At 33.8% G+C, this 25,970-nt stretch carries 15 protein-coding genes and 1 pseudogene; all 16 read right to left on the bottom strand.

Translation table 11 applies throughout. The features are described from left to right. Window positions 1-208: 208 nt before the first annotated feature. On the bottom strand, window positions 209-1,687 hold the full coding sequence (locus FFWV33_RS18025) for a sulfatase family protein (protein WP_245891578.1): 1,479 nt from the start codon (window positions 1,685-1,687) through the stop codon (window positions 209-211). 456 nt (window positions 1,688-2,143) lie between these two features. Then, complete coding sequence (locus tag FFWV33_RS18030; protein ID WP_108742185.1) at window positions 2,144-3,904, bottom strand: T9SS type A sorting domain-containing protein; 1,761 nt, start codon at window positions 3,902-3,904, stop codon at window positions 2,144-2,146. Between the two features lie 49 nt (window positions 3,905-3,953). Further along, window positions 3,954-5,333 carry a glycoside hydrolase family protein gene (locus FFWV33_RS18035; protein ID WP_159086075.1) on the bottom strand — a complete coding sequence of 460 codons (1,380 nt, stop codon included), beginning with the start codon at window positions 5,331-5,333 and terminating at the stop codon, window positions 3,954-3,956. A 52-nt stretch (window positions 5,334-5,385) separates the two neighbouring features. Then, the gene (locus FFWV33_RS19355; protein WP_159086076.1) at window positions 5,386-5,571 is read right to left on the bottom strand and encodes a hypothetical protein; all 186 of its coding nucleotides are present in this window, start codon (window positions 5,569-5,571) and stop codon (window positions 5,386-5,388) included. A gap of 674 nt (window positions 5,572-6,245) precedes the next feature. Next, a pseudogene (locus FFWV33_RS18045) lies at window positions 6,246-6,743 on the bottom strand (PIN domain-containing protein). After that, on the bottom strand, window positions 6,721-6,969 hold the full coding sequence (locus FFWV33_RS18050; protein WP_108742189.1) for a UPF0175 family protein: 249 nt from the start codon (window positions 6,967-6,969) through the stop codon (window positions 6,721-6,723). Before FFWV33_RS18050 ends, FFWV33_RS18045 begins: the two are co-directional and overlap by 23 nt. Window positions 6,970-7,392: 423 nt before the next feature. Next, window positions 7,393-8,649 (bottom strand): SIR2 family protein, encoded by a 1,257-nt coding sequence (locus FFWV33_RS18055; protein WP_211316279.1) that lies wholly within the window; start codon window positions 8,647-8,649, stop codon window positions 7,393-7,395. Between the two features lie 1,031 nt (window positions 8,650-9,680). Beyond that, window positions 9,681-11,198: a sulfatase family protein gene (locus FFWV33_RS18060; RefSeq protein WP_108742190.1), complete on the bottom strand. Its 1,518-nt coding sequence runs from the start codon at window positions 11,196-11,198 to the stop codon at window positions 9,681-9,683. Window positions 11,199-11,382: 184 nt separating this feature from the next. Continuing rightward, window positions 11,383-14,220: a PQQ-binding-like beta-propeller repeat protein gene (locus FFWV33_RS18065; protein ID WP_108742191.1), complete on the bottom strand. Its 2,838-nt coding sequence runs from the start codon at window positions 14,218-14,220 to the stop codon at window positions 11,383-11,385. 629 nt (window positions 14,221-14,849) lie between these two features. Then, on the bottom strand, window positions 14,850-16,577 hold the full coding sequence (locus FFWV33_RS18075) for a DUF2326 domain-containing protein (RefSeq protein WP_108742193.1): 1,728 nt from the start codon (window positions 16,575-16,577) through the stop codon (window positions 14,850-14,852). Beyond that, complete coding sequence (locus FFWV33_RS18080; protein WP_108742194.1) at window positions 16,570-16,809, bottom strand: hypothetical protein; 240 nt, start codon at window positions 16,807-16,809, stop codon at window positions 16,570-16,572. Before FFWV33_RS18080 ends, FFWV33_RS18075 begins: the two co-directional genes overlap by 8 nt. Before the next feature lie 3 nt (window positions 16,810-16,812). Then, a complete protein-coding gene (locus FFWV33_RS18085) occupies window positions 16,813-17,739 on the bottom strand; it encodes an SMEK domain-containing protein (protein WP_108742195.1) in 927 nt (308 codons plus the stop codon). Between the two features lie 489 nt (window positions 17,740-18,228). Continuing rightward, on the bottom strand, window positions 18,229-20,799 hold the full coding sequence (locus tag FFWV33_RS18090) for a VPS10 domain-containing protein (protein WP_108742196.1): 2,571 nt from the start codon (window positions 20,797-20,799) through the stop codon (window positions 18,229-18,231). A gap of 189 nt (window positions 20,800-20,988) precedes the next feature. Beyond that, window positions 20,989-22,590, bottom strand: coding sequence for a sulfatase (locus tag FFWV33_RS18095; protein WP_108742197.1), 1,602 nt, complete (start codon window positions 22,588-22,590; stop codon window positions 20,989-20,991). 12 nt (window positions 22,591-22,602) lie between these two features. Beyond that, the gene (locus FFWV33_RS18100; protein ID WP_245891580.1) at window positions 22,603-23,733 is read right to left on the bottom strand and encodes a glycoside hydrolase family protein; all 1,131 of its coding nucleotides are present in this window, start codon (window positions 23,731-23,733) and stop codon (window positions 22,603-22,605) included. Window positions 23,734-23,851: 118 nt separating this feature from the next. Continuing rightward, window positions 23,852-25,966, bottom strand: a complete 2,115-nt coding sequence (locus FFWV33_RS18105) for a glycosyl hydrolase 115 family protein (protein WP_108742198.1) — start codon at window positions 25,964-25,966, stop codon at window positions 23,852-23,854. Between the last annotated feature and the right edge of the window lie 4 nt (window positions 25,967-25,970).

Consider the following 25,970-nt stretch of genomic DNA (forward strand, 5'->3'; position numbering starts at 1 on the left):
ACAATATAGTGCAATGTAATTTTGTCAGATCGGGCGCAGTCGAGATGCAATGTGTCGTTCTTGACTTCGCTCGAACTGACAGTAGGACTATTATATAAATAGTATTGGTATTGTTCAGTTTCTATCCCGACAATTCGAGACTAAGAATCTGAGTTTTGTATTTAATCTTAGTAGCTTAGTAGCTCAGGAACTCAGAAACTACTAAAAATTATAAATGTACTCCCGTTCCTTGAAAACTGTTGTCGTGGTCACCCCACATGATAATCCATGGATCTTGGGTGTTTTTTTGAAATTCTCGAAGTCTCGTTTTCATGTCATTCAAAACGGGTAGAAATTTATTATCAGTAGCCAAATTGACACTCTCATTTGGATCCTTTTTCAAGTCGAATAATTCAAATTGTGGGTGGTGTAAAAAGTCTTGAATTTTACGTTTTCCATAAAACTGCGCTTTATTTCTGTACACCGCTTGCCAAGTTGACGAATCCCATAAATCTGATGCAAATGGATATTCTAACGGATAGGCAATATTCCAAATCAACTTGTAATCTCCTTTACGTACTACACGCATTGGGTAATACATGGTGATCTCGTGAAAGGTGTGAGAAGCATTAATTTCGTCCCAACCTTTTGGATTTTCTTCGCCAATAATTTTTTCGAAAGAACGACCGTGGAATTTATTTTTTCCAGCATCTACTCCCGCCATTTGTAGAATAGTTGGCGTCATATCTACCCATGAAATCATTGCATTGTTCACAGAACCTTTTTTAGATTCGAAAGGATCTTTGATGATACAAGGCAATTTAATTCCGGGCTCATACACTGTTGTTTTAGCTCCTGGAAATGCCATTCCGTTGTCTGAAATATAGATTACAATCGTGTTTTTATCTTTTCCAGTTTCTTTTAACATGGCCATTAATTTTCCAAAACCTTGATCGATTCTAGAAATACTTTGGTAGTACTGCGCAATTTCCTCTCTACTTTGTTGGGTATCTGGCATAAAATCGGGTACTAAAACGTCTTTAGGATCGTAAACTACTGTTTTTACCCCTGGATAACCATCGGCTTTGTTTCCAAAACTGTTTGGCGTTTTCCAATCTACAGGACGAAAAGGTCCACCACGGTGCGGATCATCTGTACAGAAATACAAGAAAAAGGGTTTGTCAGAGTTTAAAACGTCTGCACATTTTTCTGCCATTTCAAAAGTACTTCTTGGATCAGCTTCTAACACTGTTTGAAAATGATAAACCGACTCAGGAGCTACATGGTATTTACCAATTCTAGCCGTTGCATAACCTGCTTTTTCTAATAAAACGGGTAATGATTTGATGGTATCATAGGTACTAAAGTGATGATAATCATGTACGTGTCCATAGGATCCGGTAGCGTGACCAAATTTACCTGTAAGTATCACCGAACGACTTGCAGCACAACTTGCACTTGTACAATAGGCATTGGTAAAACGAGTTCCCTCAGCAGCCAATTGGTCTAAGTTTGGAGTTTTGATTACAGGATTTCCGTAACAACCAAGTGCATCTATACCGTGATCATCAGCCACAAAAAGGATGATGTTTGGTTTCTTGGATGCTGAATCTTCCTTATCTTCTTTCTTTTCGCCACAAGAAGTCATCACTAGCGCTACACATGAGAGCAGGATCGCAAAACGAAGGATGTTAATTTGTTTTTTCATTATAATTACCTTTTTATTATTTTCGAATTAAAATAAAAAGTGAACGCAAGCTAATTCATAACCAACCTACTATTCTCTTCCTATTTACCCAAGATTGAGTTGTATTTAACTTATAATTTTTAGTACACTTTATTACTGTTAAATTCTAGACGTTGCGCTACTATTTTACATCACAAATTTAAAGTAATAGTTCTCTAAGGTATTCTTTGTGAGTTTATCTACTGTCTCTGTGAGTAAAAAATGTGCAGATTATGAGCATTTTGGCACCATTTTTAAGAAAATTATTTTTTTTTCCCAAATATTTTAGTGGTTGTGGCATGCCTGCTAAAAACTAGAAATGGCCGTGAATTTTAACATCACAGCCATTTTTAGATTCGTACAAAACGCATTATTGGTATTATTTTTAGCTACAATTTGCTTTGTTTTCGATTTTTATAAAATCATAAATCCAAAAGATTATTCTACAATAAGCTTTCTAACCGTTCTTTCTCCTGCCAACGAGATTTCGACAAAGTAGATTCCAGCACTTAAGTCGGATACATTTATTTTGGATTGCAAATTATTACTCTGTACCGACTTCAATAAAGCCCCAAGAGTATTGTAAATATTAATTTTACTATCAATTGGTGCAGTCACGGTTACGGTTGTTGTTGCAGGATTTGGCACTACAGTAATTTTATTACCTAGTTCAAAACTATCTGTACCCAAATTGGAGCAGTCATAATTAAAACCAAAACTAAAATCGTCACCAAAAAGCATGGAAGGATATCCTTCTGCACTATGTAGCATTGCACTACATGCGGCGGCAGGGTCTGTAAATCCTATTCCACTTATGTTGGTCATTTTCATGTAAAACTTTCCACCCATAGGATCACTTCTTGTACCTGTTGCCACTATACTCCCGTTTTCGAATTGCTTTTGTTGTGCCACATTATCTACAGAACGGTGGCCGATTACGGCAATAGAAGGACCTACTTTTAATTTGGGGTCATTATTAAAAAGAGGTAAACTATTTAACGGACTTTGGTTTCTATACACCTGCGGATAAAACTGAAAATCACTTTCTAGTTGTGCAGTAGTACTGCTGTATGTAGCAACAACATCATCTATAGTAATGTCTTTGTAATACCCTTCTATATAATTGGGGTCAGCATCTAACAAATTTTTACCTATATCAGCATCCAAAAATCCAGTTGGAGCATATACCGCAAAAGCAGAACCTATTGAACGAATATTTTTTGCCACTACTCTACCATTTATTCTTGAATGTGGTTGAAATAGCATTGCATTTCGCCCATTAATAGACGTTATACCTTCAGCATAGATATCATTTACAACTCCTAAATCGGCATCAATATTGGATGGCAAAAGTGCAATTGTAGCGCCTGTTTCTAATCGCAAGGTCGAACCTCCTTGAGCTGTACAGTTCTTAAACGAAATATTTCTACAAGATTGTGCTTGTACTAATCCATAACCGGGATGTGCATTCTGGATTTCTAAATCTTTCATTTCACCATTAAGTGGTGACCAACTAACCCCTGTGGGTATGTTATGCATGGCTGGGCTACCATCAGCATTAAAAACCTGAGTACCACTATTGGTATAGAGTTCGATGGAATAAAACCCTTTAAAACTTGGAGAAAAGGTTATGCCTGCAATTTTGGTTGCATTGTCCAAAATCAAAAATTTCGAAATTGAAAAATCTTGAACTTGTGCTATTCCAAATGCTTTATAATTACCTAGCGCACCGTCAGCATCAATGGTAACTTTTTCGTCTGTACCACAGTTAGTACATCCTACTTTTACATTCAGAACAACATCTAATGTTCCGTCATCATAACTATTACCAACATTAAAGATAGTCATGGATTGACTTTTATTACCATTGGAGAAAAAAGGTTTTATGATGGCCGCTTTATCAAATAACAGAAAAACATTTGATTTTAAATAAATATTTTTAAACCTGTAAGTACCCGCAGACACAAGTACAGTCCCACCACCAATATTTGCTGAAACTTCGTTTATAAGCGCTTGCAATGCAGCCGTACTATCGCTATCAACATTGGTTGCAGGCGCTAAGGTTCGTGTAAACGCAACGTTTACTGTACCTGTAAAAACATAAGGAATGAGCGGCGCCTGCCCCATAACTACTGTGAAATTTGCCAGTAATAAAAACAATACTAGTTTGAAGGATTTCTTTGTACTAAAGTTATTCATTTTATTTATTTTTTTAAGTTGTTAGAAGAAGTGCGAAAAAAATAACCAGCTAATTATTGCCCTTTTTCTTTCCTTTTTTACCTTTCCCTTCCTTCGGCTCCCATTGTTTTTTGCTAGACTCTTTTTTTGGGTTTTCTAAACAATCATCGCTTCTTTTGGCTGGTGTTTTATCACAACCGTTTACTGCCATGTTTTTATAAGTGAAATTTTCAGGCATTAAAAAATCAGGATTAGTTTTGGTGATTTTTCCAATAACCACTTCGTAACATCCACCATCACTACCCTCTTTACAACCACTCGCCAAAGTTGCATTAGTTCTTACCACACCAATAGAACGTCCAGGCGTACTCTCAAAATCAGGATTCTGGCATTTTGTTTCCATTTCTGTGCGCTCTTTGCAATCAAAATAGATAAAATCCTTCGATTTTACCTGTGCTCCTTTTCCGCCAGTAACCGTGATATCTCCTATGTACGAACGACTATCAAAAGTTCCTATATTATCTACTCCTGTTTCTTTTCTATCCTTGAAACCTGCGGCGATTTGCACTGCAAAAGAAGAATTTATTGCTGTAATTCCCTCAACATCAACACGACCTTGATCGACTCTATGCGGCGAAACGTTGAAAGCAGCATCACCATTTTTAACTTTAATATTTCGTCCAACAATATCGTCAACTGTTAGTACATTCTCCTTGCCTGTTTCACCACTTCCTGTCTCTACACGCATGGTCACTCCACCAATGCCTTCTAAATTTTTACACAAAATAGATTTCCCGGCTTGAATTTGAATTACTCCATATCCAACATGACTATTGGTTAGCAAAATATTTTTTACTATTCCACCAAAAGCCACTTCGTTACGATCTTTGCTATCTGGCAGATTCAAAGCAATACATGAAAAAGGAGTATAAGAATCTGTTATTTTAAAGCCAGAAAATTTAAAATTACGCACGTTACAACCCGTAATGATTTTCATTCTATAATCTCCCTTTGGAAAATTGACAGAGAACCAAGTCGATTGGTTTTCGTTATCTTCATCAGTATTGGTAATGGCTACATTTTCGACCAAAAACTCTTTACCAACTTCAAAGATATTTGAAGCTGCTTTTTTTGCATTTTTATCGAAATAAGGTTCAATCATCACGTCTTTATCGATTTTGATATGAATGTTTGATTGCAGTATTATATCAATAAGGTAATAAGTTCCTTTTTTGATTTGAATAATTCCACCACCAGCTTTGGACAAAGCAGCTATTTTTGAATTCAGCAATTCGCTATCTGTCCCGTCTTTCCTACCTGTCAATTTAAGTTCTGTTGTTTTATTCGGTATTTTATTGGTGTAAAACCGATTTTCATTGTCTGTTAAACGATCTTGTGCCATTCCAACAAAAGTTGTTAGAAATAGTAGTATTAGTGTTAGATTTTTCATGTTTATTTTTAGTTTGTTAGTTTGTTTTTTATTTAAATTACCGTACCACTTCTTAACTTCTAGCGAATACAAATGACTTTTTATTGTTGAGTGCCGTACACACTTTTGTAATCGTGTAGCCTGTTTCAATACTCAAAATTTCTTTGGGAGGAGCGGTAGAAACTTCTTTTGCGCTTAAGGAAGATCCTTGTATCAACCCTACTAGCACTAGTAAAAACAACGGGAACTTAATTTTCATTGATTCGGAAAATTTGGTTAAAGGTATAATAGTATTCGAACCAAATATAATTAGTTTAAAACAAGGTTATGTATGTATCCGTTTTTTAAATGTCTTTGTCGGTAATTTTATTAATGACAAAAAAAAGGGACTGTCCCGAAGAACAATCCCTTTCAAAATAACCAAATTTTGAAAGATAATATTAGTATTTATAATGTATTAGAATACTTTTTAGTTATTAGTAATTCTTATCCTCTACAACTACAGCCCCAAATAAAAGTAGCCAAACAATCGAAAATCAGAAAGTGTCAATATCGTAAAATGTGCAAATTGCACACCATTCTACTGTTCGACCATTGAGGTCCGCCTGTTTGCTATCTTGGCGGTAGCCAAAAATCACCTGCCTGCAAAAACTAGTTTGTGGTAGGGCAACGTATGCGATGATGTGAAAGAAAACACAATGAAACCAGTCTATTTACGGCTCAAAAAAAAAGAGGGCGCTTTGTCCTCTTAAATAACCTAAACTTGTTTATCGATATCCCCATAGTGGCGGAAATAGAGCGGTGAGCTTGTCCTGAGTGATAGCCGAAGGGTTCAACCGCGGTTTCATTAGTACGTCCGTTCCTATCGCTCAGGTGTTGGCTTTGCAAGCCCAACGAAACCTTAGCTGTTAGGCGACGGCAGATTTACCAGGTCTATTTTTCGTTAGCAAGTTTCAGCGCATTTTCAATAAAACTATCACTTAACCATACGTTTTTTGTTCTTAATTCAAAAAGCAAAGGTTTTAGTTCTGATATATATCCGAGTTGTTTAGCTTTTAGAAGAATTCCAATTGTCCCCGTAACTTTTATTCCAGTATGTTTAGCGTGAAATCTTCCTAAAGATTCATCAAGAATAATTAAGTCAGCTTCTCTTTCAGTAGCCAAAACAATAGCTTCAGCTTCTCCTTTATCTAAATCTAAAAAATATGACAAAGACTTTTCATTACTTATTTTGTCGATTTTAATCCATTCAATTTTGGACAAATCAGTATATTATTCTTTGTTTTTCCCTGCTTCAATTTCATTTAACACTTCTTGAGGAATAATAATTTCGCCATACAATTCTTTAAAAATTTGGAGTTTACCAATTTTTAAAAGGGAAATAACAGGTATGGTATTCGAAACAACTTTAAGCATTTTGAAAATCTTCATTTAAATCTTCAACATTCAAAAATCCAACACTATATTTTGCTAATAACTCCAAAAACTCAATTCTCGACAATTGTAAAACTTTTGAGGCAGTTCCAGATGAAATTTTTCCCAATTCGAAAAGCTTTACAAGACCAGAAATTTTAATTTCTCTTCCAAATTCACTTTTACTCATTCTCATTGAGTTTGCTAAAGAGTCAGGGAATTCTATAGTTATGATTTGTGCCATCTTTTTTTAATTTAATATTCTAAATTTACTAAATTTTTCTGTTGATTTAGCTTTATGGTTGTGAATTCTCAGATTTTCTGACTGCTTTCGCCTACGTCAGGCTGTGAAAAACGGAGTTTATTTCACCGAAACATAAGTGAATAATTGAAATGCTCAACAGAAAAATTGTATGTTTAAGTATGCATCATATCACAGGAATAGTGCGTAATCAGCTGTTTTTCTCTAGTTTAGAGGAAACTATTTTACCTAATAATCCCTAAACTTGTTTATCGAGATCCCCATAGTGGCGGAAGTATAGCGGTGAGCTTCTCCTGAGCGATAGCCGAAGGGTTCAACCGCGGTTTCATTAGTACGTCCGTTCGCTATCGCTCGGGTGTTGGCTTTTCAGGCCCAACGAAATCTTTGCTGTTATGACTCGTTATTTTATTTAATAATTTCAGTTAAAAGTTTTGGAATTTCATCGTAGCCTGTATACCAAATGATTGAAACACCTAGCTCTCTCATTATTTCTTCATTCAAATTATGATGTCTATCTAAAAATTTTTTAGCTCCATCTATATTATCAATTACTTTTTTGCCTTCTTTACTTGTAAAACTATCAATTGTCAATCTTTTCATAAAAGCAAAATGTCTTGTTTTATCACTATTTCGTGAAGAAATATCTAATAATCTTCTTAAGTTTGGATCAGTCATTGAAAGACCAACCATAAGACAATTATTATCTCTCAAGTTAGAAAGTTGGACAAGATTTGACCAGTGATAAGAGTCTGAATACATTAAGTGGTATCCTTCTTCAGAAAAAACCAAAGTAGATTTATCTAGAGATTCATATGCTTTAACATCTTCGGGTAAAAATCCATGGACATGATAAATTAGAAGTTCGTCGGGATCAATAAATTCATTATCAGTATAAATGCTATGATGTCTGATCGATTGTTTTTCGAGTTGTCTTTCTATTAGATCGTCAAAATTATATGTAATGACTGATTTTATTTTTGCTCCAGTTCGAAGTGGCATACACATTTCAGTAATTGATAGTATTAAATCCGAATCTATCTTTTTTGAAACATCTCTTAATTTGTATAAATTTTCCGTAATAGTTTTGTTAAATATTTCTGATTCGGATACACTATTATCTAATCCTTTTCTTAAATATCTTGCAGCCATCAATGCTGAAGGTTCGTCCATTTCATTAAGTCTTTCAACTATTTGATTTATATCAGTGTCTAATATTTTAGTTTCGTTATCGAATTCATTCGTCAAATAGGTTACAAATAAAGAATTAAGAAGTGTATTCCAATCAGGCATTCCTGCACTACTTGATACTCCAGCACCTAAAAAAAATGAAAATTGTCCTTTTTTGTATAAAAGCTTTAATATTTCAATTTTCTCGGTCCTTTCTTTTTCCCAATCTTTTGAAACTTGAACAACAGCAGATTCAATCCGAAGAGAAAATAAATTATTAGCAATATCATTTGCTTCTTTTTTATTTTTTGAAACAATTTTATTTATTTCTTCGGAACCCCATAGAACAACTTTAAAATGTATGTTTTGATCTAACATTCTTTTTTCAAACATTTCTCTAAATCTTGGAGAAATAGGAGTTGAAGTAATAAAAAGAATATTTTCAAATGGTTCTATTTCTGGATTTCTTTGCAGTATTCTTAATACTTGTTCCATTAACATTCTTGGTGGTAATCTCTCTATGTTGATTTTAATTTCAATTTGAGTTCCTCCACTAATGTTTTCAATTCCTTCAGGTGCATAAGCATCAAAACCTATTCTTCTTGGTTGGGATAAAAAAGGTTTGTTATTTTTATCTTGATGAACTTTTAATAAATTTAATACAAAAGTCTCAAATGTATAATATCCTCTGTTAGAGTCTTTAAAGTCTATTTTTTTTTAAAAGGTCGTCTATTAGCATTTCTGTTTTTTATAATGAGGCATAACTTGTATATATGCGAAACAAACCTTAGCCTATCCACTCCTATTTAGGTGCAAAATCGAAGGTTGGTTTCGCTTTAATTTCTTTTTCAAATATACAAAATATTCCTACAAATCGTAAATTAAAATACCAACTTATCCAATTTTAGTCCAGAACTTTTCAGAAGGATCGAATTATTTAAGTATCCGTTTTTAAAATGTCTTTGTCGGTCCTGTAGATTCGTGTAATAATAAACTTATGAATTACCGTCAAGGTTGGTTTTGCGTGAGGGGAAGTTCCGAAGGGTTGGAAGGAAAGCCCACAAACAAATGCAGCGATAGCGGAACTTGTTGAGGACTTATAATGGATGACCCGACCCGTAGTCCCGAAGCTTCGGGATTACGGAGGGGCACGCCCAAAGGATTCTATTTGTAAATTACAACCTCCTTTTCTGGTTTCAATTAATTAATGCAACCAACATTTACTCAACAGTTTTCCGCATCATTATATCTAAAATTTACTTTATTTATAGTCCGTTTTTTTACTCAATATCCATAAACGCAGATAATTTAAAAGGAATAGTTATGGTTGTAATATCGTGTGTAAGCATTTTTATAATGACTATTTTGATAACTTTAAAAATAAAAAAAGGGACTAATCCGTAGAAAAATCCCTTTCATTATACTTTATTCGAAATAAAAAAAACAAACCTTCTAAATACTGAGGATTTAATTGTTCGAATAAAAAAAATTATTGACTATACATCATTAAAACATACTAAAATGTATTATTCTGTAATGTAAGGTTTACTCATTTTTAAACCTGGCTCGTCATATTTCTCTAATTGTTTAAACAACTCTGTTTGCAACTTTTGAGCAATAGCTTTATAGTTTTTATCGTTGTAGAAATTGGTCAACTCGTCTGGATCTTTTGTTAAGTCAAATAAATAAGGACGCTCGTTTTTGTCGATTACCAATTTGTAACGATCGTTGACCGCTGTAACCCACCATCCACCAGATTTGGCATAATAGGTTATTCTATCGCTGTCAATTACTTTTTTATCGTTTAAAAAATCATCAGAACTGTCTAAACCATGAAACTTGGCTTTGGTTTTTATTCCCATAATACTCAAAATCGTAGGCGCAAAATCGACATTGGTATAAGCCGTATTAATCACTTTACCCGCTGGAATTTTATCTGGATAACGGATTACAAACGGAATTCTAGCAGAGGCTTCGTAAGGAACGCCTTTGTTTACACGATTATGTTCAAAAAACATATCCCCATGATCTGAAGTAAAAACGACAATCGTATTTTCTTCTAAATTATTATCTTTTAAAAATTTAAGAATTCGACCGACACTATCATCGATATGGCTTACCATTCCGAAATATTGCTTTAAAGCTTCTTTATCATTAGCGAAGGATTTTTTACCGCTAGCTTCATTAGTATCTCCTTTTGCTCCTTCGTCCTTAGCCCATGATGGTTTGATGGCGGTATATTCTGCGGCCATTGTCTTAGGCGCTTTAATGTTTAGATTTTCATACATGGTTTGATACGGAGGTTTTGCGTAATCAGGTGTATGTGGATCTGGAATAGACACCATTAAGGCAAAAGGTTTCTTTTTATCGCGTTCAAGTATTTCTAGTGTTTTGTCTGTGAAAAAATCGGTTAGATGAATCAGTTCTTCCTTAGGGAATTTATCTATTTGATTTTGATTGACAGCAGATACCTTATCACCTTCTAAATGAAAATAAGGAGCGTGACCGCCGTCCATCATAAAGCGATTATCTTCAAATCCACCATTATATTCAATTCCAAAAGCATACGTTCCATTTCCTGCCAAATGCCATTTCCCTACATAGGAAGTCGCATAACCATTGTCTATTAAAATAGAGGCAAAAGTTGGTATTCCTTTCTTCAAATGAAGTCCGTTTTTGGGTGCACCTGTCGCTTGCGGATACAAACCGGTCACCAAGGATGCTCTAGAGGGCGTACATACAGGCGAGGATGCGTAATAACTGGTACAAATTGCTCCGCCGTCTGCCAATTTATCAATGTTGGGAGTTTTGGAATTATTGCCTTTTCCCCAAACAAAAGCTTGATCTTCTGAAAGTAATTTTTGGTAACAACTTAGCGTTCGAAAATTATGCTCATCGGTATGGATGATAATCAGGTTGGGTAGTTTTTGGCTAGCTACTTTGCTTTTTACCAAGCTGTCTTCTATTGCCACTGGTTTTGCCGCACAACAGGACATCAGAAAAAAGGAAGCTAACGTAAGTGTCAGTGTTGTTTTCAAATTCATTTTATTTTAGTTTTAGTTATAGTTATTACATTAGACCGTCAATAGCTACAATGGTTTAGTCTGCACCTTTAAATACAAGGATTCTTCACGCAAATTATTAGAAAGTAAAAAACATCACTAATTTAGGAGAAGTACCATTATTTATTTTATCTTTTGATTTCTATCTTGACAAACCTAAAATAATCTATAAATTATCTTCTAACTCAATATCGATAAAACGAAATCCTCCCAATGGAATGTCAATTTCAACTGTAGAATTTGCAGTTCCTTTAAACTCTTCATTATTCAAAATATCTTTCATCTTCTTCACTTTGATATTATTGATTTTCACAATTGCTTTGGCATTATTTGGATTGATATATCCATTTTCAACCAATGTTAAACGCAATTGTTTTGGACCAACTTGTGCTACAACCCAACCTACATTTCCAGAAACCGTAATCGGAATCAAGGCAGCACTTTTCTTAATATCGTCTTCAATCACTTTGTAATACTCATTTGGCGCATAAGTCGTTTTTCCGTCAGCAGAAAAATAGTTTTTACCATCCGAATAATATTCTTTAGTGATGTTTTTGTACCAAGGATGAATATTATCGACCAATGGTTTTCTAAAAGCGGTTTTATCTGCAAAAACACCAAATTGTGGTGGCGTAATCAAAACCATCCCGTTACTGTATTTCGGAATAAAATTCAATCTTCTTTCGGTTGCACCGGCAGCATATCTAGAAAAATCCCATTCAGTTAACGGCGCTCCTGGCCATGTTCCGTTTAATCGACTGAAAGCAAAAGGTTCCTTGTCTTTTTTGTCTTTATCAAAAAACGTTAACCACTTTACATTACTGGCATCGTTTAGATAGTCTTCATTTGGATTAGCAATGCTTAAATGTACCGGTGAAAAACTTAAAATATCAGCACGGTTTGGCACATAAATAGCGCCTTCGGCTATTAGATCCCATAGCAAACTCATGTATTCCTGATCTACAGGGAAATTATCAATATACTGTGCTCCACTAGCAATAGAATACACCATTGTTCGTAGAAAATGGTTCGGTAAGGTTTGGTTCGAATGCTGACGCAAACGATCAAAACTAGTATTGTCTCTAGCGCAACGTGCTCCAAAACTATCTACTGAACCAGCTGCCCAAAGTCCTAATCGAGCAGTAAAACTCAGTTCCATAGATTTATCGGTGGTTTCTTCCATGGCAGGTACAAATACACTGGCGTATTTTCCAGAAACCAATGGTTTCCATTTGTCCATATACACGCTCGACTGCCAAAACAAATGCTTGTTACGCAAGTACAAACTACCATTTTTGGTTTTTGCATATTCTGCCAAGGGCAACATTAAGTCGTTCATCACAAAATTAAAGGCCTCCGAATGGTCTTCGACCTCAGGATAGATGATTACCGTTTTATTTCCGTTCGCTAAATCCAATCCTTTTTTGGTTGTTTCTACTTGGTACATATAAGGATCGTTACCATGTCCTCCCCAATAAGAAATTCCTTTTCCGTTGGATTCTTTATGTTTTTTAGCAAGGATATCTAAGACTTGTTCTTGTGATAATACGTATTTCATTCTGCCATCGCGTTTGTTTTTGTACACTTCGCTGGGCATGGCAGAACGGTCCCAATTTTCCTTATCAAAACTACCTCCGTTTAAGAAAACAGGATTTTTATACTTAGCCTCAATTCGGTCTATTGCTTCAGCAGCACCGTCTTTTTTTCGACTTTCGGACATAAAATAAACCGTCGCCGATTCTTTTTGGTAAGAAGGTTTTTCAAACTTCTTTAAATTGTCTTTTATGTTTTTTGTATTTGCAAGTATGTCTTGTATTTTTCCTGGAGGCATTAAGTTTTCAAAATCTTTTCTCCATTTTTTATCATCAAAATCAATAATATGAATGGCACTACCCCCACTTTGAGCACTTGCTAAAATAAGTTTATTCGAATTTGGATCCTTACACATATCATTGAAAGAAAATCTAGTTGGAACCACTTCTCCATCCGCATCTTTTTCACCGACATTGTTAATTATTATGTCACTCCCAAAAAGCGACACATAAGCACGTTTGCCATTATTATTGAACACCTCTGTTTGAATCACACGATACATCCCTCTACTGAGTGACGCCTTATTTTTTACATTTTTAAAATCAACCTGTGTCAATTTCTTAGGGTTTTCAATCTCAATTTTTATATAGCTCATTCCTTTTGCTTGTGCGCCGGTGCGTCCCATTAACACTTCACTTTTTCCGTCTAAATCTACATCGGTAATTTTTAAATCACCATAAGGACCATTCTTTTTTATGACTATTGTTTCATAAGGTAATTTGTCTAATGGGTTGAAAAAATAAACCGAACCATTACCACTCATACTGTTTTGAACTCCATGAACTACCACTATTTCTTTTCCGTTGGCTAGTTTTGCAGGTCTCAAAAAATTGGTAATGTGCAATCCGCTAGGTGGCAACTCCTTTGCCGCCTTGCTAGAAGCTTTTTCTACTGAATACGTTTTGGATGCTATTTCGCTTACCAACACTCCTTTTGGAGATACATAATAAAAACTATTGTCATAACCGCCACAGACCACATACGCCTTACCGTCTTTGTTAACCACACAAACTGAGTACATAGGTGCCTCATTTTGTTGGAACTTCCACAGTAATTTTCCTTTGCTATTCAAACAATAAACAGCACCATCTGCATTAGCAGCAAAAATTTCGTCAACGCCATCATTATCGATATCGCCAGTCCATAAATCATGGTTCATAAAACCAGACAAGGCATTTTTCCACAGAATTTTACCCTCATAGGAAACTCCCATAACTGTTCCTTCATAACTACTAGCAACAATAAATGATTCTTTTTTGTTGAGTGCCGTCCGTACTTTGGTGATGGTGTAACCAGTTTCTATGCTCAAAACTGCCTTGGGAGGAGCGGTAGAAACTTCTTTTGCGTTTAAGGAAGACCCTTGTAAAACCCCTACTAACACTAGTAAAAACAGACTGTAATTGATTTTCATTTATTCGGAAAATTTGGTTAATGGTATAATAGTATTCGAATCAAAAATAAGAAGTTTAAAGCAAGGTTATGTATGTATCCGTTTTTTAAATGTCTTTGTCGGTAATTGTATTAATGACAAAAAAAGGGACAGTCCCGAAGAACAATTCCTTTCAAAATAATCAAATTTTGAAAGATAGTTTTAGTATTTATAATGTATTAGAATACTTTTTAGTTAGTAGTAATTCTTATCCTCTACAACTACAATCCAAAATAAAAGTAGCAAATAAATCGAAAATCAGAAGGTAACAATGTTGTAAAACGGGCAATTTACACACCATAATAGTTTTCGACCTGCGAGGTCCGCCTGCTTGGTATCTTGGTGGTAGCCAAAAATCATCTCCCCGCAAAAAGTAGATTTGTGGTTAGGGCGTGTATGCGATGATGTGAAGGAAAACACAATAAAACCAGACTAATTTACGGCTCAAAAAAAAAGAGGACGTTTTGTCCTCTTAATCCCGAAGCGTCGGGACTAAACTTGTTTATCGATATCCCCATAGTGGCGGAAGTAGAGAGGTTCAGTTTAACCGCGGTTTCATTGTTGGCTTTTCAAGCCCAACGAAACCATTGCTGTTGGGTGCTGGCCCTTTTTTACTTTGTTTCGTTATACTTAAACCCTAAAAATCTTTTTTCTTTAGTATATGAAGATTTTTTAACTTCATCAATCGTAAATAGCAAATTAGCATCTCTACTTGCGGATTCAATTAAATCTCCGTTTAAAGTTACAATATATTGAAATTCATAGGGATTTTTTTTATTATATTCATATAGAAAATTTAAACTTTTTTCAATAGAATCGTCATCTTCAAAAATATTATCGTGAATTAAAAACCCTGGATGATTTTGTCTTGTATATTCGTTTAGCATTAGCGATACGTCATAAATAAAAACTTTCATTCTTTCAGTTGAGTGACTTCCGTCATCATCAGTTCTCATTATAAAATCAACTACATTTTTATTTTTAGTAGTTTTTATTTCAAAATGCGCTTCCCTATTACCCATTATCTTTTCGTGAATTTCAAGAATTGTTTCACGAAAGCTTTTTACTACATCATTTTTTTGATAAAGTTCTTCATCTAGGTCAGCTATAAAAACAGCTTTCTCTCCTTCTAAAATTTTTTTATCTCTTTCTGCAATGTCATATCTCTCAATTAATGCTCGAAGGTTGTTAAGTTCTCTATTTTTTTCATTAAAAATACTAATTGATGTTTTTAAATCTCTAAGTATTTCACCATTATCAATAAGAATAATTTTTTGAGAATATTCGTCATCTATTTTTCGAATAACTTCATTTAATTTTGTTAGTTCAGACTTTAAAGCTATTAACCTTTCATTTACAATGGAATTTCTAAAACCATCTATCTTATTTTTAAAATTCTTTAAATCTTCAAGTGATTTTTCAACTAAATCTCCTAGACCTTGTTTGAATTGATTAAAAATTATTGAAATTTCATTTTCATTTATATTTTCAGGTTTAGGTAAAGAATCAATTTGCTTTAACTCGTATTTAATAGATTGTTGTCTAGTTCTTAATTCAGATAATTTTGTTTCTAATTTTACTAAATCTTCTTGAATGATTTCAAATGATTCAAAACTTTTTAGCTTCTCAATTGACTTATTTACTTTAGTTACTTCACTTTCTAATTCATTTAGATGAGCTTTTGCATCTTGTATTTTTAATTCGTTATTGTTAGTAACTAGTTTTTTTGTTTCTGAAAAGAAAGCATTTTTCTTTTTTAAATCTTCATTTAAGCTTTTAATATCATTATATTTCTCAAGTCCAATATTCAAATAAAATAGATGTGGACTATAGTCTGCAGGTATAGATTTTTTTGTATCAAAACACTGTATTAAGTCTTTAAATTCTGACCTTTCGTCTCTAATAATAGGTTGTAAAAGATTTCTGAAACTCAATCTTTTGGTTTTTACTGGATAAGAGTCAAAATACAGGTTTCCAAGATAATCTGAAGCATCTTCTAATTTATCGAAAATTTTTTCTTCATTGTTAATAAAAATTGCTACTTGATCAGGATTTTGAATTGATCTAGAAATAGTAATTATCTTTGAGTTAAATTCAATGTCTAATTTTATTAGACTATTAATAATATCTTTATTGTTTTTAGGTATTAAACTTAATCTACTATCAGAAATTCTTTTCAATAAGCAAAAATTAATAAATTCAATACAAACAGATTTACCTACACCGATTTTCTTATTGGTACTTTCTGATTTTTCACCCATAATTATGTTTACACCATAATCAAATGATATAGGGTCAAAAATTTCTGGTTCACTATATAACTTATTAATTTTAATCATTTTTGTTTTTGATATAAATAAATGGTTCTTTAAAATCAATAATTCCTGAAGAAAATAAGAATGCAAGACCAAAAAACATATGCCTATATCTTGTGATATTATATTTTTTAAGTTCTTTAGAAATTTCAAAAATTGATATTTTATCAACCTTTTGTTTTTGAATTTTTTTTAGAATTAATGAGGCAACATATACAGCTGAAGTCTTGATATTTTCGTCTTTGGATACTAGCATAATTTATTTGTTTGGAAAAACATTACACATTATTAATTCATCAAGTAAATAATATTTTATAGCTTGCTTATCAAATTTTATCCCATTAGTTGAAAGTTTATTATAAAATATTTCGACTAAAGTTGCTAATGCTAATTTAGCATTATTATTTTCTTTTGTCAAACATAAATCACTTTCATCTCTTAAAAAATCTGAAATTATAGCCACATCAACAGTGTCAATTTTTGCTTTAGCTTCGATTAGAGCATTATTATACCTTCCAAATAAATCAGCATATTGCTGTTTAAGATATTCTGAATGTTCTGAAAATCTGTTTTCAATTTTATTTTTAGGATCAACATTAACGGAGTTATTTGTAATTATTCTATTTTTATTTTGACTTAAATAATCAATAAGAGTCATTATAGTTTCAAATTCTGTTGATTCTGTTTTTTTTCTTTCTTGAAGAATTTGTTTGTCTAAAAAATCAGCAATTTCTTTCGTTTTACTTAACTCTTTTATATCGTTAATTATAATTAAGAGTCGCTTAATGTCAATAACATCATTTTTATGATCAAAGTCATTGCCAAATTTGGTTCTATAAGCTTTGGCTTCTTTAGATATTAATAAAATTTTAAGTTTGAAACCTTTATTATTTGGGTCATTAAAAAATCCATTAATAGAATCTTTTATTTTTGCATTGTCGTTTTGTGAAGTAACTTGAATAGCTAATTTATTTTTTGTGTCAATTAAATCAATATGAGCATAGTTATTAGAGAAGAAGTTTGTATTCTCAAATTCATATCCCAACAAATTTAGGAAATCGCGATAAAAATTTTCAGCATAAACATTTATATCTGTTAAATTTAGTGAATTGAATATTTCAACTTCTGCCTTTAAGTAGGCAAGTCTTCTTCCAATGACCGTTAAGTAAATTTGCTTATTATCCATAGTTTTAAAATAAAGCAAAAATAGTTTTTTGATTCTAAAAAGAACTATAATTTTACTTAAGTTTTATTTTTACGTCGTCGCTTTTCGGCTTGCCACCAACTTGTATATATGCGAAACAAACCTTCGCCTATCCACCTATATTTAGGTGCAAAAGCGAAGGTTTGTTTCGCTTTAATTTCTTTTTCAAATATATAAAATATTCCTACAAATCGTAAATTAAAATACCAACTTATCCAATTTTGGTCCAGAACTTTTCGGAAGGATCGGATTATTTAAGTATCCGTTTTTAAAATGTCTTTGTCGGTCATTTAGGATCGTACAATAACAAACTTGGAAATTATCGTCATGAGTGTTTTGCGTGAGTGTTAGTCCCGTAGTCCCGAAGCTTCGGGATAACGAAGGGGCACGCCCAAAGGATTCTATTTATAAAAACCTGCTTTTGTTAAAATCAAAAAAGCCGATAGTTTGTTATAAACTATCGGCTTCAAATTATTTAGAAAGTATTCCTCTGGCAAAACCACTACCGTGGCAAGAACTCCAAAAAGTATTTTCATCGTAGGGGTCAAATTCAAAACCGGTCATTTTATCAACCTGTCCTAAACCATAATTGTATTTTGTCCAATTTTTTCCGTTGTCATTTGAAATATAGATTCCGCTATTTATTTCTTTGATCACCTTGGATGGTGCAACTACAACTGCAATTGTTTTTGAATCTAATGGCGAGACTTTGACCATTTTAATATGTGGCATATCAAAAATTTGCTCCCAAGTTTTACCGTCATTAGTACTTCTATACACACCACCCTCATTTATTGCCGCCTCACCTTCTCCGCAAGCAATGTAAATGATTCCGTTTTTGTCTACTTCGACAAAATTGATGCTTTTTATTTCCTTAGGTATGCTAACTTTCTCCCAAGATTCGCCATCGTTGATACTTCTATACAAACCACCAACCGACTTTTCGAAACTTCTACCCAAGGCTGCGTAAATATTTTTATACTTATTGTCATAGGTCATTTGGCTAACATTGGGACGATCTGGTAAACCTGTATTATTTGTTTTCCAAGTTTTACCACCATCGGTACTTAAATGAATACCAAAATCGGTAAAATCGGTCATTCTCAAGTAGCCATTCACCATCCAGTGGCTGGTGTGCCAACCTCTTTGTATATGCGACGGAATGGTAAACATCATTCTGTTGGAATCTTTTTTGTCGATTATATGACTAAATGAAAACAGTACTCCATTTGGATTGAATTTTACCATCAGTTTCTCAGAAACGGTAGACCAAGTTTTACCTGCATCTGTAGATTTCCTTAAAGTCCCTTCGTGATTTTGCCTGTTGGGCAAAATATAATAGGTGTTGGCATCATTTGGATCTATTGAAATTTCGGGAGCACTAGTTGCTCTTCTGTCTTTTTCTGTTAGCTCTTGCGTTTGCCCTTCTATTTGCTCTAACGCTACTGCTCCCTTATAAACCTTATCACCATCGGTGGTTGTTCTCCAAATTCCATGTTCTTCTGAGGCGAATAAATACTGTCCTTTCATTCCTGTTTTTACATTCAAACCAAAACCAGGTAAATTACTATTTCCGCGTCCAACCCAATGATTACTTCCCGGACTCGTTTCAATATCATCTCTTTGTTGCCACGTATTCCCGTTATCGACACTTATAAATAATTGCTGATCGTAAACGGTGAACACCTCTCCTTTTCCATTTATTTGTAAATCTCTAAAGGCTTTTGAATTCCCATAAGTATTCGCAGCTGCTTCTAAATGTGAAAAACTCATATTACCTCCCGCTGGATTATTACGGGTATCCCAATACGCTTTATCGACGTTTTTCTTCCAATAATCTCCTGGTCTCGCACATACAATCCATGTTTTTCCGCCATCTTCAGTTTTCATTACTTCTGCAGGTCCAAAACTAAAATCGTGTTTTAAGTTATTAGAAACATAAATAATATCTGGATTTAACGGATTTACAGCCAAACGATTGTAAACAGGTATTGTAGCAGTTGGAAGTTCCGGATATTGCGCTTGTACATCTTTCGCAGAATTTCCAAACCAATAAGCAATCGTTTTATAATACAAACTCTTTGATGAATAGTCGGTGATTTGACTCATATCAAAAGCCAAATTTCCAGTAACAGAAGTCCATTGCTCTCCATTGTCTACACTTTTATACACACCACCTTCTGTTTTAATACTTTTTCCTACCCCTTCGTAATGGGTTTGCATTAGCAGAAACAACTTGAATTCTTTGGTCGATTTGTTGTAATAGCTCTGTAAATCTCTCCCATCGTTATAGGGTAATCCTGATTTTTTTTCTTGCCAAGAACTTCCTTTATCTTTTGAGGTATAAAAACCAAAATTGGTTAAAACATACAATTTATTGGAATCTCTAGGATCAATAATAATTTTTAATACATCTAAATCTTTAGAGATATTATCCATGATTTTTGTCCAAGTCTTTCCTGCATCAATAGTTTTATAAATATAGCCGTACTCGGTATATCTATATTTTGTGCCATTGGGCTCTTTCAGACTTCTATGCACTCCTTTAACTTTCCAATGCTGTCCTGTACCTATATACCAAGTATTTTCGTCTTTTGGGTCTAAAGCTATAGCATCACATTTTTTCTTAGTAGGGAAATTTTCTATTTCTTCCCAACTTCTCCCTCTATTGTGGGTGGTAAAAATAGTCCCAGAGTTTCCGATCATAATCCCATAGTCAGGGTTTTTGGGAGAGAAATCGGTTCTAAAAGGTTTTATTTCACTTCCCAAACCGTCAAAATCGTTCAAAGTTGTCCAAGAATCTCCTTTGTTCCAAGTTCCATAACCGTTCCCCATGTCATAACTCAAAAACATGACATTGCTGTCGTAGGGATGAATGTTTAAATCTTCACTGTAACCCGATGTTCCTGGTCCGATTACCGTCCATTTTAGTTTAGGATCACTTTTGACTTTTGTAGTTTGTAAGGTTTTGAAATAGGCACTGTTTTGAGCAAATCCTATAAATTGAAATAAGACTGCAATAAATAAAAATGATTTTTTCATTGATTTAATAGTGGTTAAATGGTTATTATAGGAAGAGTTATTTAATTAGTAACTATTAAAATTCTTTAATTGCTAATCGAAAACTATTGCATTAGTTCGTAAACTCTTTAGTGTAGATTTGTAAATTGAACCAATTATCTTTTCTATTGTTTAGAAAAGATAATTTGGTAGAGAATTCAATCTTTTGCATCAATCTTTGGTTTGAAAACTTCCCCACCAATTATTTTTTGGATCAAAGTCTGGTGACAAATATAACATTCGCTGTTTTTCTAAACTTTCGAGTTTATTTGTTGCTATATTTTTTAAATATTTTGCCTCCAAATCAGCATTGTACATTGGATCTTCCACAGGAAATTTTGCTCCTACTTCTTTTAAATAATTGAAAAGAGTTGTTTGTAAGCCCGCTACAATTTTTCCGTTTTCCTTTGCAACATCCTTCATTTCAGTGGGGTCATTCTTCAAATTAAATAACTCATTTCGATCATCTTCATAGTAATGAATTAATTTCCAATCGCCCTTTCTAATGATCGAAGAAGGTTCACCTCCTTGATTTCCATAATGGGGATAATGCCAAATCAAGGGACGTTCTGCTATAGTTTGACCTTTTAGAAGCGGAACTAAACTAACGCCGTCTAAATGATTTTGGGGTTTTAATTTTGACCCTACCAAATCTAATAATGTTGGATAAAAATCAGATCCAGTTACAGGAGTATCATTCTCCTTTACCCTATTTTTAAACCAAGGAACTTTTATAAAATAAGGCTCTTTAATTCCGCCTTCGTACTGAAAGCCTTTACCGCCTCTTAACGGTAAATTTGAGGTAGAATATGAATCTCCTGAAGAAACACCCCCGTTATCAGAAGTAAAAACAACAATGGTATTTTTGTCCAATCCTAAATCTTTCAAACTTTTTAATACCACTCCAACAGCATCGTCCATTGATTCTACCAAACCAGCATAAATTGGATTATCCTGCGTTTCTCGCATTGGCAAAAATTTATTCATTTTAAACGAACTAGCTGCTATTCCGTTTTTCTCCGCTTTCAATCGATACTTTTCCCATTTATCTTTTGAAGTCGCTATAGCTCCATGCACAGCATAGAAAGATAAATACGCCAAGAACTTTTTGTCTTTATGCTCTTTCATAAAATTGACGGTTTCTTTTGCCAAACGCATAGTTAGATTTTCACCATCTTTTCCATCTGTCAATTTTTCATTTTCATAAGGTGAAAAATAACCTCCACGCGGTCCACCGGCACTCCAGCCACCCTTATTAATATCAAACCCATGATCTTCTGGCCACGATCCTTTTTCGCCTAAATGCCATTTCCCAGCAAAAAACGTAGTATATCCTGCTTCTTTCAAGGCTTCGGGTAAGGTGACACTTTTAAGATCTAGACTATGGCTATATGTGGCTGGCAGTAATTTTGAATATCTTTTTTGTTTTCTCCATTCCTCACCTTCAGGAGACCCTATCCAGTCTGTAATACCATGGCGTGCAGGAAACTGCCCCGTCATAATGCTTGCTCTTGAAGGACTACAAACTTGACAGTTGGCATAACCATTGTTAAAAACTGTGCTCTCTGTAGCTAATCTATCAATATTTGGAGTTTCATAAAAACTGTTGTTTCTATAACTCAAATCATTATATCCATAATCATCTACTAGGATAAAAAGAATGTTCTTCTGCTTAGGTTCCGGTTCTGTAGTTTTTTGTACAATTTTTTGATTTGCACTACAAGAAACACCTGTTACAATTACAGCAAATAAAAGTGTGGTTATTTTTTTCATTGTTTTATATTTCTAATTTTTATATTCAATAGGAATAGCAATATTTCCGTTTACATTATTATCATACACCGCCACATAAATCATAATGGGTTGTCCTTTTTCATTGGTTAATACAAACGGACGTTCCACACGTTTTGGTTTCCACAGCGTTCCATCTGATAAAATAAATTCTTTTTTCATGAAAATATTTCTTTCGTCTTGTTGCCAATCAAAACCATCTTTCGAATTAAACAATGCCAATTCGCTTTTTCCCATTACATGACAAACCATATAATATTTGTTTATCACTTGGTCAAACCACATACTTGCATCTTCCGTTTGAGCTTCAGCATAGACCGGTTTCTTTTTAAATTCGAAAGGTCCATTCGGCTTCATAGAAGTCCCAACCAATTGAATTCTAAATGGTTCTTCGTGTTTTAAATCATCCCCTTTCATGATCATTACATACTTCTTATCTTTATAAATGACCGCAGGATTAACTGCTATTTTTTTAAATTTAACATCATCTGGCGCTACGACAACATTCTCTGATCTTACAAAAGGCCCAGCAGGAGAATTTGCCACCGCAACACCTATTCGTTGACTGTCTCTTATTTCAGACCTATTTTCATCAAACCAATTGTCTGTTGGATCTGAACTTTTTTCTTTTTCAAGTAACGCTTTAATATCATTTGCAATGTAGTACAAACAAATTTTTCCATCTGCAACAACAGCATATGGGTTGTGCGAATTATTTACATCCCAACCTGAAGTTTTAGCAGCATCCAACACTACATTTACAAATTCAAAAGGTCCTGCAGGATTGTCAGAAACAGCATGTGCAATTTCACAATGAGTCATCCAACCTTTGTGTTCATATGTTTTCTTCCATCTTGAATAATAGGCATGGTATTTTCCTTCCCATTTTACAACACTTAACCCCCAAACAAAATTATCTGGCTCCACCAACACTTGTTTTGATTTGATATTATTTTGAAAACTAGCCACCGTTTCTGGTGAAAGTGGTATGAAACTTAAGTTTTTATAGTCTTTTACTTCTTGAACTAGATTTTTATTGTTCAAACTAGATTTACAAGACACTAAAGCTAAAAAGCTCATAGCAAGGACCATCGTTTTTTGAATCATAATAATATTATTTTTCATATCCATTTATTTCATAAAGTCAATCATTCCTATTTCCTCTACTTCAATAGTTTATTTTATAAAAAAATTGGATTTTTGCCAAATGTGATTTTTTTGATTATCTAAAATCCTTTACAACTTACTCTGCATTTTGCATAAAAATTAGCTCTTTCTGGTATTCGCTTTCGAAAAATGGCTGGTATTTATATTGGATACCTGGAGTTTTTGAATTGCGATTCATATATTCAAGGTTAAAAAATTTAAGGTCTTTTACATGTGAAATATAATTTTCTAAAACTTCCACAATGCGATACGTTAAGGCTGTTTCATCCCAACGGTACCAATCTTTGAATTTACCTGAACCATTTTGTTCTATCCTCTTTTCTATTTCTACGGCTTTTTTGGCATGCTCCAAAGCGGCATAAGCAGCTAATTGACTTTGGTGATAGTCTTTGTTTGCATAGTAATTTAATGACTTCGAAAAATCAGCTGCCATTGCTGTTAAATTGTACATTTTTTCTGTTGGAAGCGCCATGTCAATCGTATAAAAATTCAGTTTACTTCCTTTTAATTCTCCTTTAGCATCCAGCGTACGTTGCACCGAAACAGCCCATTTATCTTCCGTAGCTTCGTAAAGGTTTGCATAAGCATCCATAGCAAAATTCATTTTCGATTTAAAATCTTTCAACTTTAAATACTCCTTTTTGCCATCGCCAGGAAACTCTTTATCAAAAAATTTATCGTCCATTTCTTTTTGATATGCCATGTTTAATAATCGTTCAACATAATAAAAATACCACTCATCACCTGGATTACGTTCTGGATCTCCCAAATCAAACTGATTCGAAAAAAAGTCTTTGTAGGTTTGACTGATTGAAGCGGAGTTTGTATTGTACATTTTCTTTGCATACCAATCAAAGTAATAATCGCCTGTTGCCTGATTTTTATACGAATCAAAATCATTCATATAATTGACCATCTGTTGCACACCAAATATTTTTTCTTTAAAATTCCCAACATTCAGCACAATCATATCGGTTAAATTATGGCTGACGGCTTTCGCCATTTCGCGATGTAACACATTAGGATGAATGGTATTGATACGCAAATGTGTTCTGCGGTTATGATAAGATACGTGTTGATACACCCCTTTCATTAGCGTACATGCATCAGCTGCTTCCCAAGTCCCGTCTGGAAAGGTACCATAGCCTTGGTCTGCAAAAAGTATCATGGTATTTTTTGGATATTTAATCAGCCCTTGACGAAACATACCTCCAAGTTCGCCCCATAAATATCCACAAACCAATGGTTCTTGATTTCCTGTAATTTCACGAATGAGGTCGTACTGCGTTTGAATCACTTCGTTTACGATTTTAGCTTTATCGTTTATAGAGCTTTTATTGGACATACTTGGGTCATCATCCCAAAAAGCACGGTCGAGTAAACCTCTAAAATTTAAAGTCCAAATTACGTTTTTACCTTTTTGTCGCTCAATAGCATCCCTCCAAAATTTAACAAAATGCTCCTTTTGGGTAGACCAAGAATAAGGAATGCCTTTGGGCCAAAAAAGTGGTATACTTCCAACAGGTTCTGCATGATGTTGCGCAATATACAATCCCATGTCTGAAGCTAATTTAAGATGTGGTTCATCTGACAATATCAAAGTAGATGGAATTACACCTGTCATTTTAAGTCGTAACATGGTTTCGTAAAACTTCTCCATGAATTCAGGATTGAAACCATATTGTAATTTTTCCATTTGAAAACCGACAATTAAATCTTCGTCATTTACAAAAAACACACGATGTTTAAAAGTGTACGGTTTTGAACTAATTTTCCCTGTTTTAATTTGAATTGAGTTAGCGATCTCTGGAACTAAATCTGTAAAATAAACATAAGGATCTATTCCTAAATAATCTTCGGAAAAAGTATAGATGGCGTGTATCAATCCAAGTTCATCAGAACCATTAAATATGATTTTATTCTCTAAAATTTCAATCTGGTACTTATCAAAACCCAGCATATCCTTATTGATATTCAATTCAATATTGATGAGCTTTTTCGATGATTTTGTAGTACCAAACTTCAGATTAAAATCACTTTGCAAAGCCCTTGCAGCATAGCTCACCGCTTTTGAATTGCTATTATCATGTACAGAAATATTATTATAAATTGCTATGTTTTTGGCCATTATCCCATTCACCCAAAGGAGAATAGTAAGGAGGGCAATTGTATTTCTTAATCGTAATTTCATTCTA

This window comes from Flavobacterium faecale (genome assembly GCF_003076455.1).
In the GTDB taxonomy this organism is placed as follows: Bacteria; Bacteroidota; Bacteroidia; order Flavobacteriales; family Flavobacteriaceae; genus Flavobacterium; species Flavobacterium faecale.

What these genes read in the sequence shown, in the direction of transcription:
- FFWV33_RS18025 (WP_245891578.1), bottom strand. Translation starts at nt 1,687, where the DNA reads ATGAAAAAACAAATTAACATCCTTCGTTTTGCGATCCTGCTCTCATGT.
- FFWV33_RS18030 (WP_108742185.1), bottom strand. Translation starts at nt 3,904, where the DNA reads ATGAATAACTTTAGTACAAAGAAATCCTTCAAACTAGTATTGTTTTTA.
- FFWV33_RS18035 (WP_159086075.1), bottom strand. Translation starts at nt 5,333, where the DNA reads ATGAAAAATCTAACACTAATACTACTATTTCTAACAACTTTTGTTGGA.
- FFWV33_RS19355 (WP_159086076.1), bottom strand. Translation starts at nt 5,571, where the DNA reads ATGAAAATTAAGTTCCCGTTGTTTTTACTAGTGCTAGTAGGGTTGATA.
- FFWV33_RS18050 (WP_108742189.1), bottom strand. Translation starts at nt 6,969, where the DNA reads ATGGCACAAATCATAACTATAGAATTCCCTGACTCTTTAGCAAACTCA.
- FFWV33_RS18055 (WP_211316279.1), bottom strand. Translation starts at nt 8,649, where the DNA reads ATGGAACAAGTATTAAGAATACTGCAAAGAAATCCAGAAATAGAACCA.
- FFWV33_RS18060 (WP_108742190.1), bottom strand. Translation starts at nt 11,198, where the DNA reads ATGAATTTGAAAACAACACTGACACTTACGTTAGCTTCCTTTTTTCTG.
- FFWV33_RS18065 (WP_108742191.1), bottom strand. Translation starts at nt 14,220, where the DNA reads ATGAAAATCAATTACAGTCTGTTTTTACTAGTGTTAGTAGGGGTTTTA.
- FFWV33_RS18075 (WP_108742193.1), bottom strand. Translation starts at nt 16,577, where the DNA reads ATGATTAAAATTAATAAGTTATATAGTGAACCAGAAATTTTTGACCCT.
- FFWV33_RS18080 (WP_108742194.1), bottom strand. Translation starts at nt 16,809, where the DNA reads ATGCTAGTATCCAAAGACGAAAATATCAAGACTTCAGCTGTATATGTT.
- FFWV33_RS18085 (WP_108742195.1), bottom strand. Translation starts at nt 17,739, where the DNA reads ATGGATAATAAGCAAATTTACTTAACGGTCATTGGAAGAAGACTTGCC.
- FFWV33_RS18090 (WP_108742196.1), bottom strand. Translation starts at nt 20,799, where the DNA reads ATGAAAAAATCATTTTTATTTATTGCAGTCTTATTTCAATTTATAGGA.
- FFWV33_RS18095 (WP_108742197.1), bottom strand. Translation starts at nt 22,590, where the DNA reads ATGAAAAAAATAACCACACTTTTATTTGCTGTAATTGTAACAGGTGTT.
- FFWV33_RS18100 (WP_245891580.1), bottom strand. Translation starts at nt 23,733, where the DNA reads ATGAAAAATAATATTATTATGATTCAAAAAACGATGGTCCTTGCTATG.
- FFWV33_RS18105 (WP_108742198.1), bottom strand. Translation starts at nt 25,966, where the DNA reads ATGAAATTACGATTAAGAAATACAATTGCCCTCCTTACTATTCTCCTT.